The organism is Pseudomonas savastanoi, from assembly GCF_020917325.1.
GTDB classification, from domain to species: Bacteria; Pseudomonadota; Gammaproteobacteria; order Pseudomonadales; family Pseudomonadaceae; genus Aquipseudomonas; species Aquipseudomonas amygdali.
This window is the reverse complement of the sequence record NZ_CP076652.1, coordinates 890,615-906,361: the sequence shown is the minus strand read 5'-3', so window position 1 is coordinate 906,361 and position 15,747 is coordinate 890,615. Positions and strand designations below refer to the sequence as shown.

General features: G+C 58.2%; 17 protein-coding genes. 3 read left to right on the top strand and 14 right to left on the bottom strand.

The window, feature by feature from the left end; translation table 11 throughout:
* The first annotated feature begins 1 nt into the window (after position 1).
* Entirely contained in the window at positions 2–1,078 is a 1,077-nt protein-coding gene (locus tag KP808_RS03990) for a TIGR00266 family protein (protein WP_058400356.1), read from the top strand.
* Between the two features lie 60 nt (positions 1,079–1,138).
* The gene (locus KP808_RS03985; protein ID WP_230017488.1) at positions 1,139–2,380 is read left to right on the top strand and encodes a VWA domain-containing protein; all 1,242 of its coding nucleotides are present in this window, start codon (positions 1,139–1,141) and stop codon (positions 2,378–2,380) included.
* A 360-nt stretch (positions 2,381–2,740) separates the two neighbouring features.
* On the opposite strand, the gene KP808_RS03980 is transcribed toward KP808_RS03985, so the two are convergent.
* From KP808_RS03980 to KP808_RS03920, 13 genes are all read right to left on the bottom strand, one after another.
* Complete coding sequence (locus KP808_RS03980; RefSeq protein ID WP_002552039.1) at positions 2,741–3,319, bottom strand: TerD family protein; 579 nt, start codon at positions 3,317–3,319, stop codon at positions 2,741–2,743.
* Between the two features lie 37 nt (positions 3,320–3,356).
* On the bottom strand, positions 3,357–3,932 hold the full coding sequence (locus KP808_RS03975) for a TerD family protein (protein ID WP_058400353.1): 576 nt from the start codon (positions 3,930–3,932) through the stop codon (positions 3,357–3,359).
* A 27-nt stretch (positions 3,933–3,959) separates the two neighbouring features.
* Complete coding sequence (locus KP808_RS03970; protein WP_004663703.1) at positions 3,960–4,994, bottom strand: TerC/Alx family metal homeostasis membrane protein; 1,035 nt, start codon at positions 4,992–4,994, stop codon at positions 3,960–3,962.
* A gap of 26 nt (positions 4,995–5,020) precedes the next feature.
* Positions 5,021–5,470 carry a tellurite resistance TerB family protein gene (locus KP808_RS03965; protein ID WP_002552036.1) on the bottom strand — a complete coding sequence of 150 codons (450 nt, stop codon included), beginning with the start codon at positions 5,468–5,470 and terminating at the stop codon, positions 5,021–5,023.
* 51 nt (positions 5,471–5,521) lie between these two features.
* Positions 5,522–6,739: a TerD family protein gene (locus tag KP808_RS03960; RefSeq protein ID WP_230017487.1), complete on the bottom strand. Its 1,218-nt coding sequence runs from the start codon at positions 6,737–6,739 to the stop codon at positions 5,522–5,524.
* Entirely contained in the window at positions 6,736–7,329 is a 594-nt protein-coding gene (locus tag KP808_RS03955; protein WP_002552034.1) for a TerD family protein, read from the bottom strand. The genes KP808_RS03960 and KP808_RS03955 overlap by 4 nt, the downstream gene beginning before the upstream one ends.
* A gap of 47 nt (positions 7,330–7,376) precedes the next feature.
* The gene (locus KP808_RS03950) at positions 7,377–8,123 is read right to left on the bottom strand and encodes an HAD-IB family hydrolase (protein WP_058400351.1); all 747 of its coding nucleotides are present in this window, start codon (positions 8,121–8,123) and stop codon (positions 7,377–7,379) included.
* Positions 8,124–9,074, bottom strand: coding sequence for an HpcH/HpaI aldolase/citrate lyase family protein (locus tag KP808_RS03945; RefSeq protein ID WP_058400350.1), 951 nt, complete (start codon positions 9,072–9,074; stop codon positions 8,124–8,126).
* The gene (locus tag KP808_RS03940) at positions 9,074–10,168 is read right to left on the bottom strand and encodes a cysteine protease StiP family protein (RefSeq protein WP_122281786.1); all 1,095 of its coding nucleotides are present in this window, start codon (positions 10,166–10,168) and stop codon (positions 9,074–9,076) included. The genes KP808_RS03945 and KP808_RS03940 overlap by 1 nt, the downstream gene beginning before the upstream one ends.
* The gene (locus KP808_RS03935; protein WP_122259827.1) at positions 10,161–10,919 is read right to left on the bottom strand and encodes an HAD family hydrolase; all 759 of its coding nucleotides are present in this window, start codon (positions 10,917–10,919) and stop codon (positions 10,161–10,163) included. Before KP808_RS03935 ends, KP808_RS03940 begins: the two co-directional genes overlap by 8 nt.
* A complete protein-coding gene (locus tag KP808_RS03930) occupies positions 10,912–12,045 on the bottom strand; it encodes a phosphoribosyltransferase domain-containing protein (protein WP_230017486.1) in 1,134 nt (377 codons plus the stop codon). Before KP808_RS03930 ends, KP808_RS03935 begins: the two co-directional genes overlap by 8 nt.
* 66 nt (positions 12,046–12,111) lie before the next feature.
* A complete protein-coding gene (locus KP808_RS03925; protein WP_230017485.1) occupies positions 12,112–13,251 on the bottom strand; it encodes a trypsin-like peptidase domain-containing protein in 1,140 nt (379 codons plus the stop codon).
* 54 nt (positions 13,252–13,305) lie between these two features.
* Entirely contained in the window at positions 13,306–14,304 is a 999-nt protein-coding gene (locus KP808_RS03920; RefSeq protein WP_005732338.1) for an ATP-grasp domain-containing protein, read from the bottom strand.
* Positions 14,305–14,423: 119 nt separating this feature from the next.
* Here KP808_RS03920 and KP808_RS03915 point away from each other — a divergent pair, with 119 nt between their 5' ends.
* The gene (locus KP808_RS03915; protein ID WP_011167731.1) at positions 14,424–14,969 is read left to right on the top strand and encodes a DUF1523 family protein; all 546 of its coding nucleotides are present in this window, start codon (positions 14,424–14,426) and stop codon (positions 14,967–14,969) included.
* Positions 14,970–15,016: 47 nt separating this feature from the next.
* Here KP808_RS03915 and KP808_RS03910 read toward each other — a convergent pair whose 3' ends face one another.
* On the bottom strand, positions 15,017–15,709 hold the full coding sequence (locus KP808_RS03910; protein WP_326839562.1) for a DUF433 domain-containing protein: 693 nt from the start codon (positions 15,707–15,709) through the stop codon (positions 15,017–15,019).
* Between the last annotated feature and the right edge of the window lie 38 nt (positions 15,710–15,747).

The following is a 15,747-nucleotide window of genomic DNA, read 5'->3' as shown; positions in this document are numbered from 1 at the left end:
TTTGGAACTATGGTTTGTGATGAATGCGGGCCGACAGCTTGGCCCGATGGATGCGGACGCTGCACGGCTGATTGCCCGCGAGTCGCCCGGCGCATGGTGCTGGAAACAGGGCATGCCGGACTGGCAGCCGATCTATCAGGTGGCACAGGTGCGCGCCATGAAGAAGGACGGCGTGACGCCCTTCCCGGACCCGACGCCGGACATGATCCAGCCGAAACCGTCCGGGCTGCCCGCACAGGCTGCACCTGCACCTGCTGCACCTGCACCTCCTGCCAAGCGTCCTTCATTCACGCCAGACCCGAACGCCTCGGGCGGCTATGGCCTGGCGCAAACCACTGATGGCGTGGACTTCAAGCTGTACGGTGCGGAAACGCAATTCGTCGAGCTGGAGCTTGATCCCGGCGAAAGCGCCGTCGCCGAAGCCGGGGCGATGATGTACAAGACCTGCGACGTGCAGATGGAAACCATCTTCGGCGACGGCAGCAACCAGTCTTCAGGGCTGCTGGGCTCGCTGTTCGGTGCAGGCAAACGCATGCTGACCGGCGAAAGCCTGTTCACCACGGTGTTTTCGCAACAGGGTTCGGGCAAGGGGCGCGTAGCGTTTGCAGCGCCCTACCCCGGCACCATCCTGCCACTGAACCTGCGGGATTTCGGCGGCAAACTGATCTGCCAGAAGGACAGCTTTCTGGCCGGTGCCAAAGGTGTATCCATTGGTATCCAGTTTCAGAAAAAAATCCTCACTGGCCTGTTTGGTGGCGAAGGTTTCATTCTGCAAAAGCTGGAAGGCGACGGCTGGGTATTCGTGCACATGGGCGGCACAGTGCGCAAGATCGAGCTGGCGGCAGGCGAATCGCTGGATGTCGATACCGGATGTCTGGCGGCCATGACGCAGACAGTCGATTACGATATCCGCATGGTTGGTGGCGGCATCAAGTCGATGCTGTTCGGCGGCGAAGGCGTATTTTTCGCCAGACTGACCGGGCCTGGCACTGTGTGGCTGCAAAGCCTGCCTTTCTCACGACTGGCCGGCCGCATGCTGGCAGCAGGGCCTGCCGGAGTGGGCAGAAGCGAACGTTAACGTCAGCACTTCGTCATTCGACCGAGGGCCATGCTGCGCCCTCACTGCCAAGGAAGAGACATGCAGATTACTCAAGGTCAACGCGTTCCCCTGTCCGGCCTGATTCAGGGCTCTGATCTCACCCTGTCGATTGCCATCAAGTCCGCACAGGTCATTGATTACGTCTGCTTCGGCGTCGATGCCAACGGCAAGCTGTCGGACGACCGCTACATGGTTTTCTTCAATCAGCCGAGCAGCCCCTGCAACAGCGTCAAACAGGTCAATGGCGGGAATTTTCAGCTATCGCTCGCGGGCTTGCCTGCCTCGATAGAGCGATTGGTATTTACTGCGTCCATCGATGGCGCGGGCACCATGAGCGAGATTCAGGCGAGCCATTTCAGCATCCAGAGTCAGGGCCGCGAAGTGGCTCGCGGCGAGTTCTCCGGTGCAACCTTCACCGCCGAAAAAGCCATCATGGTCGCCGATATCTATCGCAAGAACGGCGAGTGGCGCATCGCCTCCAATCTGCAGGGCTATAACGCTGGGCTGGACGCGCTGGTGGTGCATTTCGGCGGCGAAGTGGCTGATGTGCCGGCACCCGCGCCAGCAGCACCCGCGCGTATTTCGCTGGAAAAGAAAATCGCTGACGCCGCACCGCAATTGATAAGCCTGGCCAAAAAGGCTCAGGTCAGCCTGGAAAAAGCCAGACTGACCGATACCAAGGCCAGGGTTGGTCTGGTACTGGATGCGTCCGGTTCGATGAACCCGCAGTACACCCGCGGTCATGTTCAGGAAGTGGTAGATCGCCTGATTCCGCTTGCCGTGCATTTCGACGACGACGGCGCACTGGACTGCTGGGCCTTCGGGGCAAAGCCCCAGCAGTTAAATGCGGTGACGCTGAGCAACTTCCAGAACTTCATCAAAACTGATCATGGCGGCTGGAAAGACTGGGAACTGGGCGCACGCATCAACGATGAGCCCAAGGCGATGCGCATGGTCATCGACTACTACAAGAAGTCCGGTGACAAGACTCCGGTCTACATCCTGTTCATCAGCGACGGCGGCGTGCATCAGGACCGCGAAATTACCAGGTTGATGACCGAAGCGGCGAAACTGCCGATCTTCTGGCAGTTCGTCGGCCTCGGCGGACGCGGTTACGGCATTCTGGAAAAACTTGATGACATGGGCGGTCGCGTTGTCGACAACTGCAACTTCTTCGCCCTCGACCGACTGGACGAGATCCCGGAAGAAAAGCTCTATGACCTGCTGATGGAAGAGTTTCCCGACTGGCTGAAAGCGGCAAAGGGTGCAGGGATTTTGTAACGCATCGAGCTCTCAACTATCGTACAACGCAGAGCGTCGAGCACTGCGTTCCCAGCCGGAGCCTGCGGAACGACAATCTCAACTATCTCAACTATCTCAACTATCGTGCGACGCTCCGCGTCGCATGCCGTTCCGGACGCTCTGCGTCCTCTTTGCGACGCAGAGCGTCGAGAACTGCATTCCCACGCTGGAGCGTGCGGAACGATCATCAACTATCGCCCTTCTGCGTCCTCTTTGCGATGCAGAGCGTCGCAAGATGCGTCCTACGCTGGAGCGTGCGCAACGATAGCCTCGTAATCAGCCCCAATAAAAAACCCCCGCCATTGCTGGCAGGGGTTTTTATCGTGCGCTGCTCGGGGTTTAGCCGATTGCCACGCCGTGCGCTTCTGCCAACGGCTTCAGACCGCCTGCAAAGCCTTGGCCAATGGCCTTGAACTTGAACTCGTCGCCATTGCGGTACAGCTCGCCGAAAATCATCGCGGTTTCAGTCGACGCGTCTTCCGACAGGTCGTAACGAGCGATTTCCTTGCCGTCAGCCTTGTTCACAACGCGAATGTAAGCGTTGGACACCTGACCAAAGCTCTGCTTGCGCTCTTCAGCCGAATGGATAGTGACCGCAAAAACCAGCTTCTTGACCGCAGCAGCCAGACCGGTGAGTTTGACGTTTACCGACTCGTCATCACCATCGCCAGCGCCGGAACGATTATCGCCCAAGTGCTCGACCGAGCCATCAGCCGATTTCTTGTTGTTGTAGAAAATGAAGCTGTTGTCATCCAACACCTTGCCACTTTCACCAACGATGAAGACCGACGCGTCCAGATCGAACTCGGTGCCATCGGTAACGCGTGGATCCCAGCCCAGGCCCACGGTGATTTCTGTCAGGCCCGGAGCCTCTTTCGACAGAGAAACGTTGCCGCCTTTACTCAGACTTACTGCCATGTTCGTAATCCTTTCTGGAAAAATGGTTAGGCGCGAATCAGAAATTCATGCCGAAAGAGTTGGCCACAGCTTTCAGGCCACCGGCGAAGCCGCTACCCACTGCGCGGAACTTCCACTCGCCATTGTTGCGGTACAGCTCGGCGAAGATCATCGCGGTTTCAGTCGAAGCGTCTTCCGCCAGGTCGTAGCGAACGATTTCCGAGCTGGATTTTTCATTCAGCACACGGATGAACGAGCCGCCCACCTGACCGAAGTTCTGCTTGCGGCTGTCAGCGTCGTGAATGGTCACAACGAAAACAACTTTCTCCACGTCGGCAGGGACACGGGCCAGATCGACCTTGAGCACTTCGTCATCGCCATCACCAGCACCGGTACGGTTGTCACCGGTGTGTTCGACGGAACCATCGGCGCTCTTGAGCTGGTTGTAGAAAATGAAGTCAGCTTCACTGCGGACCTTGCCATTGGCACCCAGCAGAAATGCGCTGGCGTCCAGGTCAAATTCCTGGCCGTCAGTGGCACGCGGATCCCAGCCCAGACCAATCAGTACATTGGTCAGGGTAGGGTCGGTTTTCGACAGCGAAAGGTTGCCACCTTTTTGCAGAGTCAAAGCCATGATTCGGTTATCTCCTTTATCCAGTGTTTACGCTTTTTCTTCGGCGGGTTCTTCTTTACCCGGGAAGAGCAGGCTTGCAACGATACCGATGATCAACACGACGACCACAACCAGCAGGCTGGTATTGGCGCTGATCTCGTAACCGTGGTGGAACAGGTGGTTGGTTGCGTTCAGTCCCAGTTTGATGGCGATGAAGAACAGCAAGGCAATAACCGCTTTCTCCAGATGCACCAGATAGCGCTTGAGGGCTTCAAGAACGAAGTACAGGGTACGCAGACCAAGAATCGCGAACAGCATGGCCGAGAACACGATCAGCGGCTCGCGGCTCACGGCGATGATTGCCGGCACGGAGTCGAACGCGAACAGCACGTCGGAGATTTCAGCCACAACCAGACACAGGAACAACGGGGTCGCGAACAGAGCGCCCTTGGCGGCCAGGGTGATACCGGCGTTTTCCGGTTTTTTGACTTCTTCTTCCAGAACCGAGCGACGGACGAAGAAGTTGCTGCCGTGCAGCTTCGGCCATACCGGGAACAGCTTCTTGGCGAAGCGATACGCCATGTGCTGCGAGTAGTCGACTTCTTCGTCGTCGTCATCACCCGCTCTGAGCATCATGATGGCTGTCCAAGCAACGATGACCGCAAACACCACTTCGACCCACGGCCCCAAAGCCAGCAGGCCTGTACCAATGGCGACGAAGATGCCGCGGAAGACGATGGCGCCGATGATGCCCCAATACAGAACGCGGTGGCGCAGGCCATCCGGGATCTTGAACCAGGAGAACAACGCCATGAACACGAACAGGTTGTCGACGCTCAGCACTTTTTCCAGCGCGTAACCGGTAACGAACAGCGTGGCGACTTCGGAGCCGTGCTGCACATACAGGAAACCGGCAAAAGCCAGCGAAATGGCGACCCAGAAAATCGACCACGCCGAGGCTTGCGCGAGGGTGATCGGCTTGTTTCCCCGGTGGGAGAACATGTCGATAGCCATGGCCGTAATGGCCAGGCCGACGAAAACCGCCATCGTGAGTGGAGGGAAGCCTAGAGAGGTGCTTTCCATTTAACTGCGTTCCTTAGGGTAAAAAATTACAGGTCGAAATCGGACGGGTTCAGGCCAAGCTCTCGGCAGATCGTGCGGCAGACTTCCCGCTCTTTCTCGTCGAAGCTGCCATCAGCGCCACCGATAGCACAGCAGACGCGCACCAGCAAACGGGCGGCATCTTCTTTCTTTTTGATCTTGCCGATGGTTTTCAACGCTTCGGCACGGCCAATTTCAAAATCGAACTCGAACTTTGAGCACGCTTCCTGAAAACCCTGGATGACTTCCTTCATGTCAAAAACTTTCAGTTCCTGAGAGTTCTGGATGAAGCCAGCCATTTTCTGCTTTTCACTGGAGCTGATATCGCCGTCAGCCGCCGATACCAGCGCACAGCCGGAAACCACAGCTTCCATGAATTCGCGGTTCTTGAACTTCGAAACTTCCGAAGCCAGCTTGTCGCGAGCAGCCGTTGCGTTTGTTTTCAACCAGTCCAGCATGTCTATCTCCCATGAGGCGGCACAGCCAGCCCAGAAATACCACGGTATTGTTTACTTGGAACCGGCAGCCCAGCGCATGCCCCAGCCATAGGCCTTGTCCATGTTGCTGTGGCCATTATGGAAATCCACCCGGCGGGTCACCTTGACTGCGCCGTTGTCATTTTCCAGCAAGGCAATTGCACACATGCCCTGACGACCACCCTCTTCGTTGAGGCGAACCTCGATGGGTGGCTGGCCCGGCGCATGAATGGTGACAACCCCGTCGGTTTCTTTCCAGTTCGGCGCGCCTTCATAGATGAACGCATAAACCAGAATGCGACGGATCTTGCTCCAGTGCGCGCCATTGATATGCAGCCACTCACCATCGCTTACCGAGCCGGTACGGTCATCACCCATCAACTTGATGAAAGGCTCGGTGTTGAGCGAACCGAACGAATTGCCCAGCGCCTGGACCGCGCCTTTCAGGCCATCCTGCAGTTCGAAGAGGCAGCCTACATCAAGGTCGATGGCATTGCTCTTCTTCATCGAGAAGAAGCCGCCGCCCTTGCTGTCGCTGCGACGGTTCCAGTTCAGGTTGACCCGAATCTCACCGAAACCGGCGCTGGATTTCTCCAGGCTGATCGAAGCACGGGTCTTGTCGAGCGTGATCTTGCTCAGACTGACGGTCGACTTGGGCGCAGGAGCGGGAACAGGTGCAGATGCAGATGCAGATGCAGATGCAGATGCAGATGCAGATGCAGATGCAGATGCAGGTTGATCCTGGGGCGCTGCGACCTCTACGCCAAAGTTTTTTGCCAGCGGTTCAAGCCCGCCGGCAAAACCCTGGGCGACGCAGCGGAATTTCCATGCGCCCTGACGCAGATAGAACTCGCCCAGAATCAATGCGGTTTCTTTCATGCCGCTGGTAGGAATATCGGCTTCGATACCGCCAGTGATGCTCAGCGCCAACCGTGACACGCTGCCAAAACTGGCCTTGTTCTCGTAGATGGTTGCCGTCAGGGCAACCTTCTCGATGACAGAATCCAGGCGGCTCGGGTCAAGGCTGAACACAGCGCGCCCGGCCGACGCTTCCGTCTGCTGGACCGCACCGCCGTTGACGCTTTTCTGGCCGTAGAAACACATGTCCTGATCGCCACGCACCTTGCCGGAGCCGGTCAGCAGGAATGCAGACACGTCGATATCCGCATCCGCCAGCGGGGAGTAGCTGACCTCGACCGTCAACGGACCGGCAGCGACTGGCGCGTTGGCGCCTGGGACAAGTTGGGTCATGCGCGTACAGCTCCGATGGCCAGTTCGACCAGATCATCTGCAGTACGGCCGTTGGTAACCTGACCAACTGCGGTGAAATCCCAGCCTGCGGGGGTGCGCGCCAGATAGGACATCACAACGCCGGTGTGCTGGCCTTTCTCGGACAGATCAAAGCGGCCCAGTTCGTTGCGGCTGCCCAGATCGACAATACGGCAGTAGGCGTTGGCGACTTTTTCGAAATTCTGACCGGTGAACGAGTTGACGGTGAACACCAGGTATTTGACCGTGGCTGGCAGTTTTTCCAGATCGACGCTGATGGTTTCATCGTCGCCCGCGCCTTCGCCGGTGCGGTTGTCACCCGAGTGCTGAATGGCACCATCGCGCGACTGCAACTGGCGGAACCAGACCAGGTCGAGGGGCTTCTTGTCGGCGTCGAGCATGATGCAGGAGGCATCCAGGTCGATATCGCCGCCGCCACCGCCGAGCAACTTGCCGAAGAAACCGCTGGCTTTTTCAGGGTCCCATCCAAGGCCCATACTGACTTTCTTGAGGCCGGTACCAGCGGTTTTCTCCAGTGAGATCGTCTGGTTCTTTGCCAAAGTGAGTGCCATTTTTCGCTCCATGTGAACGTCGGAATTCGGATAAAAGTGTTACAGCCTTACCGTGTTGGCCCATCTTTGCCATCAGGATTGTGTAACTTGGCGTTAACGGGGCCTTTATAACGGCCTCGACGCCACGTCGGATGGAACAAACGCCAGTGCGCATCCTGAGCAGCGGCGAGTAATTCGTGGTCACCCCGCGTGTCGCCCCAGGCTCGAACCCGGAACTGCGTGAGCGGCCCATAAACACTTTCAAGGCGTGCGACTTTCGAATCGCAACGGCAGTTGCTGCCTTCGATCAATCCAGTCAGTTTGCCGTCGATGACTTCCAGATTGGTGCCGATCAGCTCTACTTTCAAGCGATTAGCGAAGGGTTGCAGAACCATAGCAGGCGATGCTGAACATAGCGTGACAATGGCGCCCTTCTCGATTTCGGCGGCGATGGACTCCAGCGCAGCCGGGCGCATCAGGCGGTTCCAGTGCGACTGGCAGAACGCCTCGGCCTTTTGCTGCAGCCATTGCACTTCAACGCCGCTGAGAAACGCCTTGATCAAGCGCCCCTTCAGTTCGTCGCGGGTCACACGCTTGGCGAGATAGCCGATGCTCGGCAGCACCAGGCGGGCCATGCGCACGGAAAAGGCACGTTGCCCAAAGGCGAACTTGAGAAAAGGCACAAAGCTGTCGTGCCGGGTGATGGTTCCGTCGAAATCGAAAACCGCCAGCAGGCGTTGTTCCACTTCGATTTCAAGATCAGGTCCTACAGGTTCAATATCAGGTTCTACGGTTTCAAGGTCAGGTTCTATCATCTAGCTAACTGCCTCAGCGAGTCGAATGCTGGCATCCATGATCGAAGCGGGTGCGGATAACACTCCATGCCATTTGGCGCGCTCCATGATGTGGGTTGCCCATTTGTAATGGGTAGCCGGTTCACACATCGCATCGTTGTACTTGAACACTGCGGGGGCCACAGAGTTCAAAATCATCCGGGCGGAGTTCATGTCCTCCAGACTGACGCGTAGTGCATTCTGAATGATATTGACCTGCGAGGGGTGAATTGCCGTTTTACCGACCAACCCATTGGTAATATCCAGTGCCAGTTCATGCTCCAGAATGTCAGGTGTGGCCAGTTGCTCGAACACTGGTGCGGTGAGTGCAAACCCCTGCGAACCCATCACTCCCGCCAGCATCGGGATCACATAGCCCATGGGCGTCGAATACAGGGTCATGGCCGGATTGCGGCGCAGCCCCAGACAGCCCATCAGGTCATTGCCACCGATACGTAACGCAATGATCCGCTCGTACAGACTGGCTTTCAGCGCTTGCCCAAGTTCGACCATTGCCGTCGGATCGAACACTTCCGGCGTTTCCAGTGTAGGCATCAACGCCAGCGCCGGGTTGGTAACAGACTGCTCCCAACTCGTCATACTTTTCAGCGAAAGCTTGGGGACAACGAACCCGTCAACGTGCGCCATCAGCGGCCAGTCATTGAGAATCCGCGCCATTGCGGCATCTCTCGGACGAACGAACAACAGCGGACCGTTGGCCGGGCGGCCGCCACGGTCCTGAATGCGGGTCAGCACCTGGCGAAGGTTGACCAGCGCTGTATCGACATCAATCAGCGCTACCGCATCTTCCAGGCACACGACCAGCGAACGCAGTTCGGGAATCTTTTCACCGAACACCACATCGACGATGTCATCGCGGGTGGCGGGCATGTATAGCGTTGCCCCCAGCGCGTAAGGCGAAAATAAGGCCATTAGCTCAGACTCCGAATGATGGTCACTGCCCGATAAGGCCCCAGCACATCGCCGACTTCTTCAACGGGAATCCCCGCTTTTTCGGTCAGGTGCAGCAGCAGTTGCACATCGCTGTCCGCCCGATTGCGTACCAGCACATGGTCTGGAACACGACGCATGACCGCCCGAGTGGCTTCGGCAATGCCCGGCTTGATGCGATTGAAGTTAGTGATATCAAAGCGCTCGGCAAGGCGGTCGACCACATGCGTTGCAGCGTCTTTGAGCCCGGCTCGCTGCGTCAGCGTCCAGGGAGTCAGCGTGAGCGTAGAACTGTTTTGACGACGCAGGCTGTCGATCTGTTCAATAAAAGACTGCGTGACGTCGTGGTCCTGCAACTGCTCGTAAACCACACAACCATGCAGCCCGCCGTCCGTCGGCCAGATAGAACGAGACACCAGCCCGGACACGGTCGCGCCAAGAATACCGGACGGAATTACCCAGTCTTCTGCCGACGCCGCCAGCCAGGCACAGCCGCAGGGATCGGCGAGCACCACCAGCCGTGGCTCTTCCGGGAAGCGCGTGTCGCCTGCCAGACTGCGACGTATTTCACCTGAAATTGCGCCCTTGCCGGTCCAGCCGTCGACAAACACGATGTTCTGCGCGCCGTGAGCCTGAATAATGGCCTCCAGAGCGACTTTATCGATGCCGCGATCACGCACGATGCTGATGCCGTAGTGATGCGCTTCGCGGTGCAGATCGATCAAGGTCCGACGCAACAACACGCCCAGCGGCAAACCGGCACGCACGAAAGACACCAGAACGATTTCAGCGCCGGTGCATTCGCGGTCAAGCGCCTGCGCCAGGGCTTGCACGTCGTCGGCCATACGCGCACCGTTCTGGCTGAGTGCACGCTCATACAACGCCTTGTGAGCGGCGCTGGGGGCGGACTCCTCGCTGATCATTTCCGAATAGTGCTTCTGGCGTGTCTGGATCAGGCGCTCCTTCTCCGCCACGCTGGTGGTCTGCATCGCAACGCTGCGCAGCAGAAAATGCACGTCGTCGTGCAGATAACTGCCACTGCCGACCGTATCGAGCCCGTGAACGGGATCACTCATGCGCTGCTCCGACAAACATTTTCGCCAACTGACTGCGGGCAGGCGTCGCCCACCAGTGGCACTCATCCATGAAACCCAGGTCGGTAATACTGTCGCCAAAACCGAGTACCGGGCGTTCGCCATTGATGGCTTTGTCGCGCCGCAGCCACTCCTGAACCGCGTAACGCTTGGCCAGTCCCTCGGGCAGAAAGGCCAGGTTGTTGCCATTGCCGTGGATGTGCATGCCGTCAAGCAGGCCGCGGGCCTGCACTTCGGCCAACACTTTGCTGAGGACGCTGTCATCGCTCTCGTTGTGCTTGGTCACCACGTAATGAAACAGTTGCGCCTCTTCCACCACCCAGCCGCGAAGTGAAAAGCCCAGCTCCTGACCAATCGCCAGTGTGGTGGCAGACAATTCATGCAACCGCGACTGATAGCTGGCCAGGGTCTGTTTCATCTGCTCGTTCCAGTCCTGGTCCAGTCGCCCCATGACATCGAGCATCACACCGCCGTGCGAACAGATTGCGCCTGCAGTGAACGGCAGTTTGACCCGGCTGTAGGCCTCGACACTGCGCGCCGTCACCGGCACCACATCGGAATGCGCCAGCAGCCAGTGCGCGAAGGACTTCTGCACGTTGGTCATGTAGCCATTGGCGTTACCGCTGATATCCAGCGTTGCGACATGTTTTTCAATGTTCGCGGGCGTTTTGCGGGCGGTCTGGAAGAGTGTGTCGTCCAGATCGACGAAGATCAGCGGGCGGTCGTTACTCATCGCAGATAACCTCGGCGTTCAGCGCTTCGATAAGCTCGGCGGGTACGGCCTGCCTTGGGGTTTCGGTGCAGATCAGCACCCGGTCAAACTGACCCGGCCGCACGTTGTAAAGGAAGTTGGGGATGCCCAGACCATAGTTGTCGGAGAACGACAGTGCGTGGTCGATGGCATGCCCCAGTGCAATCGGTGAACGGCTGGTAGAGCTGAAATGCACATCGGCACCGGCTTTTTCCAGACGCTCGGCCAGCAGAAACGGCCGCCAGACGAACTCGCTGGTGCCTACCACCAGAACGCGTTCACCCTTTTGTACGGTAAGCCCTGGCGCCAGGGTATCGGCAACCGACAACACCCCCATCCGGCCCCAGTCATTGGCGGTCACCAGCGGCCAGTCGCCCATTGCCACGGTGCCAACCTCAGGCATGTCCGGCAATGGTGCGCTCACGTCTTCATCGAAAGAGTACGAGCCCTGCAACAGCGAGACCTGCTCGGCCACTGCGCCCATCGACGTGCTGACTGCACCTGCCGACCAGTCGGTAAGCACGCAGGTCACCACCCGCTCGATGTTGCTCAGCCCGGCCTCGACCAGCGCCTGATGGAGGTTGATGAAGGTCTTGCCCGTCGAAGCCTCGTCATCGACCAGCACCAGGGAGCGTGCGCCAAGCATCATCTCGCGTAACGCCGGATCGACAGGCAGATGGATAAGGTGAGCGCTGGCGTGGCTGTGCTCTTCTTCAAAGCGGGCGAATAGCTCGCTGCCGGTAGGATGACGCGTGCTGACCAGGTACATGGCATCAGGGCGCGTTTCGCTGTAGGCACGGTGCACGCCGGCCCCGAGGCCGACTGCGGTTTCGGCCATGCCGATGACCAGCACCGGGCCGGGCAGGTCTGCCGGAATCTTGTGCGCCAGGTCCTGAAAGCTTTTCAGCATCAGGCCCGGACGCGCGGGAATATGACGCCCAAGCACCCGGGACACGAACAGAAATGCGCGCTTGGGGTTGCGTCGTTCAGCGAAGCCGAACAGAGAATCCGGGGCAATAGTGGACGAATCGACGCTGACGTCGAGACGACCACGAAGCAGGTCAGCACGAAGCTTTGTAGGGTTGGAAAAAGCTGCGCTGCTGTCCATCGATAAATTCCTGAGTAACGGGGCCGCAGCCCCTGACGCCTGCCACTTGAGCAGGCAACACCGACTTCATTGGCGAGAAGCTTCAACGAGCCATAACGATGACTGTGCGGCGCGTGAGATTTCTGTGGTGGTGTACGACCTTTCCGGGCGGGCATGCGGCGCATCGATGCGGCATGCCTGCAGAAAGGACAGCAGCAGTGCGGACTTCACTGCGAAGTTCATGTTTTGCCCGTCCGGCACGGTGGACGTCACCATGCCGATCACCGCGCCACCGTTGTCGAACAGCGGGCTGCCACTGGACCCTGGCTGAATCGGTGCCGTGAACTGGAACAGGCTGGCGTCATTGTGCAGACCGAACAGACCGGAGATCCCGCCCTGCGTCACCTGCAGCCCGCCACCGGAAATGGACGCCAACGGGTAACCCAGGACCGCTACGGTATCACCCGGCTCACAGCCCTGCCCGTCCCGGAATGTAACCGGAGACAACGGCGGCGCGCCCTGCACCCGCAGCAGCGCGATGTCGTTGCGACGGTCGATCACCACTGGCTCGGCCTTGTAACGGCCCTCTAGTGAAGTGATGTAGAACACGCCCATGTCTTCGATGACATGGGCACAGGTCATGACGTGCGCCGGGCCGACCACAAATGCCGTGCCGGTCGCCGACTCATGCCGAGGCCCGCGACCGGAGCCACCAGACGGGTGGCGCGGGTGACGGTCATCAACGTCCAGGCCGATCTTGCGCCCGAACGCCGACAGCCCATACGCCGAGCCTTCGCTCAGCGCGCGGAATTTCCACTGTTCATTGCGCTTGTAGAACTCGCCGATGATGATCGCCGCTTCGCCGTTATCGCGCAGATCCAGCCGATGCTCGATGTCGGCATCCACTTTGAGATGCAGGCTAGCAATATCACGGACCGGCCCCATGGCGGCGTAGACGTAGACCATCAGCAGCACGCGATCACTGCCAGCCGGGAGCCTGTCCAGCCGGAGCGTACAGCCGACATCCTGAGGCCCGCCGCTCCACTCCATCCAGCTCTGTTCATGATACAGCAGCGCCGGGTCGCCCATGGGCTGGCGCTTTTCGTTGACCGCCAGCAAGGCGACGGCAGCATACTCACCAAAAACCGAAGACTTACCGCTCTCCAGGTTCCAGGTGCAGTGGGCGTTAGCTAAAGCAGTGTTTGCACCTGGCGCAAGAAGCTTCATGCCCGATCCTCCCTGATAAGAGCGATTAGTGATAGCAAAAATCTATTATCCCGATCAAACCGTGGCCCGTACAGCGACCGTGATGGCCTTCACGCGGATATCCTCAAGCCAATGTGTTTCCGGTTCTTTCAAGCCGAGACGGCGTGTCGCAAAAATACCCGGCAGGTTGACGCCGGTTTCACGCGTATAACCGATCCCGCCGGAGTAACGCGGGTTGATTTCCAGCAAACGCGGCTTGCCGTCAGCGTCGTCACGGGTCTGCACATTGATCAGCCCGTCGCAGGCAAAATGCTCCGCTGCGCGCACCGCCAGTTGCACCGCTTCGCTGTCGCGCTCGAAGGTCTGATTCAACCCCACCTTGCGCCGCCCGACAAAAGCAACCGCCTTGCCGTGTTCACAGACCATGTCCACCGAGCATTCACTGCCGGGCATATACGGCATCAGCAGCATCGCCGGTACGTCTTCGGCCTGACGATAAGCATTAAGGTACGCCTGAAAAGTCGTTTCACGCGCATCCGGATTGGCGAAACAGCGAAAATCATCGACATCGGCCTTGAAGCGCCAGAAGCCCCGCCCGTAAATCCCGACCACCGGTTTGATACAGACCTCGCCAGACACCGACAACGAATCGTAAGCCGCCTGCAACTCCTCGGCGCTGCTCGCGGCGATTCCCGGAATGCACGCCAGACCCGCCGCCTCGGCCGCCGCCGTAAAGCGACTCTTGTCATCGACATCCATGAAGGTCTGCTGGGACGTTCCGCCCGTGACGAGGTCCAAACCTTCGGCAACAAAACGTGCACGCTGCGCTTCGTAAAAGCTGCCTATACGCCCGGCGACAATAGTCCGGACGCCCAGCGAACGAGCGGTCTCCAGCACCCAGTCGATACGCTCTTCATTATCGACAGGCTCTTGCAGTGCCAGATGGGCCTGCCCGGTAATTTCGGAGCGCTGCTGGCGATGCGAGGCAATAATCTGCACCGACGCAGGCAGCGCATCGCGCGCGCCCATAATCACTTCACGCTGGCTGGACTGCCCTTCAAGGAACCAAATCATGTAAATCTCCGGAAGACAACGCCATCTGCAACGGCCTTGTCGAATTTTGTAATAACTGTTTTGCTTCGAAATGTTCGGATTAGGGCAAAGTCACGCAATTTTAAACAGAGGACGCTGGTATGAAGTGGCTGAGAAGGTCGATTTGGCTTGTGGTATTCGTGGCACTCGGGATCGGCGCATTAAGCCTTTATTACGTCCTGCCGCGCCATGATGTCGTGATGATCACCGGCGTGGAAGTCAAAAGAATGGACGCCGACGGCGTCATCAACGCCGAAAACCCGGCAGACGGCCCGACCCGCGACGTGTACTTCATCAACACCGAAGACCCGGACACCAAGAAAGTCGTGGTCTACCGCAACGAAGACACCGGCTGGAGCTTCCCGTGGTACTTCAAATTCGACTCCGCCGACATCCAGGCCAAAGCCCAGGGCTACTCGCGTGATTCCCAGCAACTTGCGCTGATTCGTTATTACGGCTGGAGGATAACGATCCTGTCGATGTTTCCCAACGTGACCGAGGTTGAGGCGGTGACGAGCCGTGATCAGCCGTTTCCGGTGTTTAACACGATCTTTTTTGTGGTGGTGGGATTGTTGGTGGTGATGGTTGTGGTTGGGGTTAGGAAGAGGTTTAAGGGGCGGGCTCGGGTTGATGGGGTTGTGCGTTAGAGGCTAATCCCTAACCTGAGCAGTCAGTTACTGCCTGGCCACGTATCTTAAGCTGCGTGGCTACGCTCATAGGTAATGGCTGCTTTCACTGCGACAGGCGCAATCTCATATAGTAAAGCCACACGCTTCGCGTTCTGGCCTTCAGCTAGATAAGAATGATAGATCGTTGCTGTGTCGATTCCCGTTGTTGCCAACACCGGTTTGCCAAAATTCCTTGCCGGGTCCAAAACAACTGCCTTGCTTCGCTTTACCGGATACCAGCGCTTTGCCGACTCTTCACCTGCGTAATCAAAGCCCTCGTACAGAGAGGGCGTAATGACCTGCTTGAACGCGTATTGCCGCTTCACCAGATCCAGCAGAGCCTCATCACCCGTTTCATCCAGGACGGTCGCGAAAATGTCTCGTCCGTCAGTTTGAAAACGTCTGCACGTAAATGGGTAGAGCTGACCGAACATTTCTCTGGCTTGTAACGAGGCGCTGCGGATCGCTTGCAAGCTGACGCCGTGCTGGCGAAATGCATGAACAAAACGAATTTCCAGCAGGTCGTGGAAGCCAAGCAGCTTGTCGTTCAGAAATGCGACCTCTGGCGTCCAGAGGCCGGGGTGATCGACGCCTGCCGCTCTATAGCCAAACATCCATCTGCGAATGTCTTTGGAGGGAATGCCGGTGTATGAGGACGCTTCTGCTGGGGTGTATAGGTCCACACCGAGGAGGCGACTGGGTAATGTGGTGGTGTTAATAGCCCCTTTCTTCTCATGTGTGGAGTAATCAGGTGGGT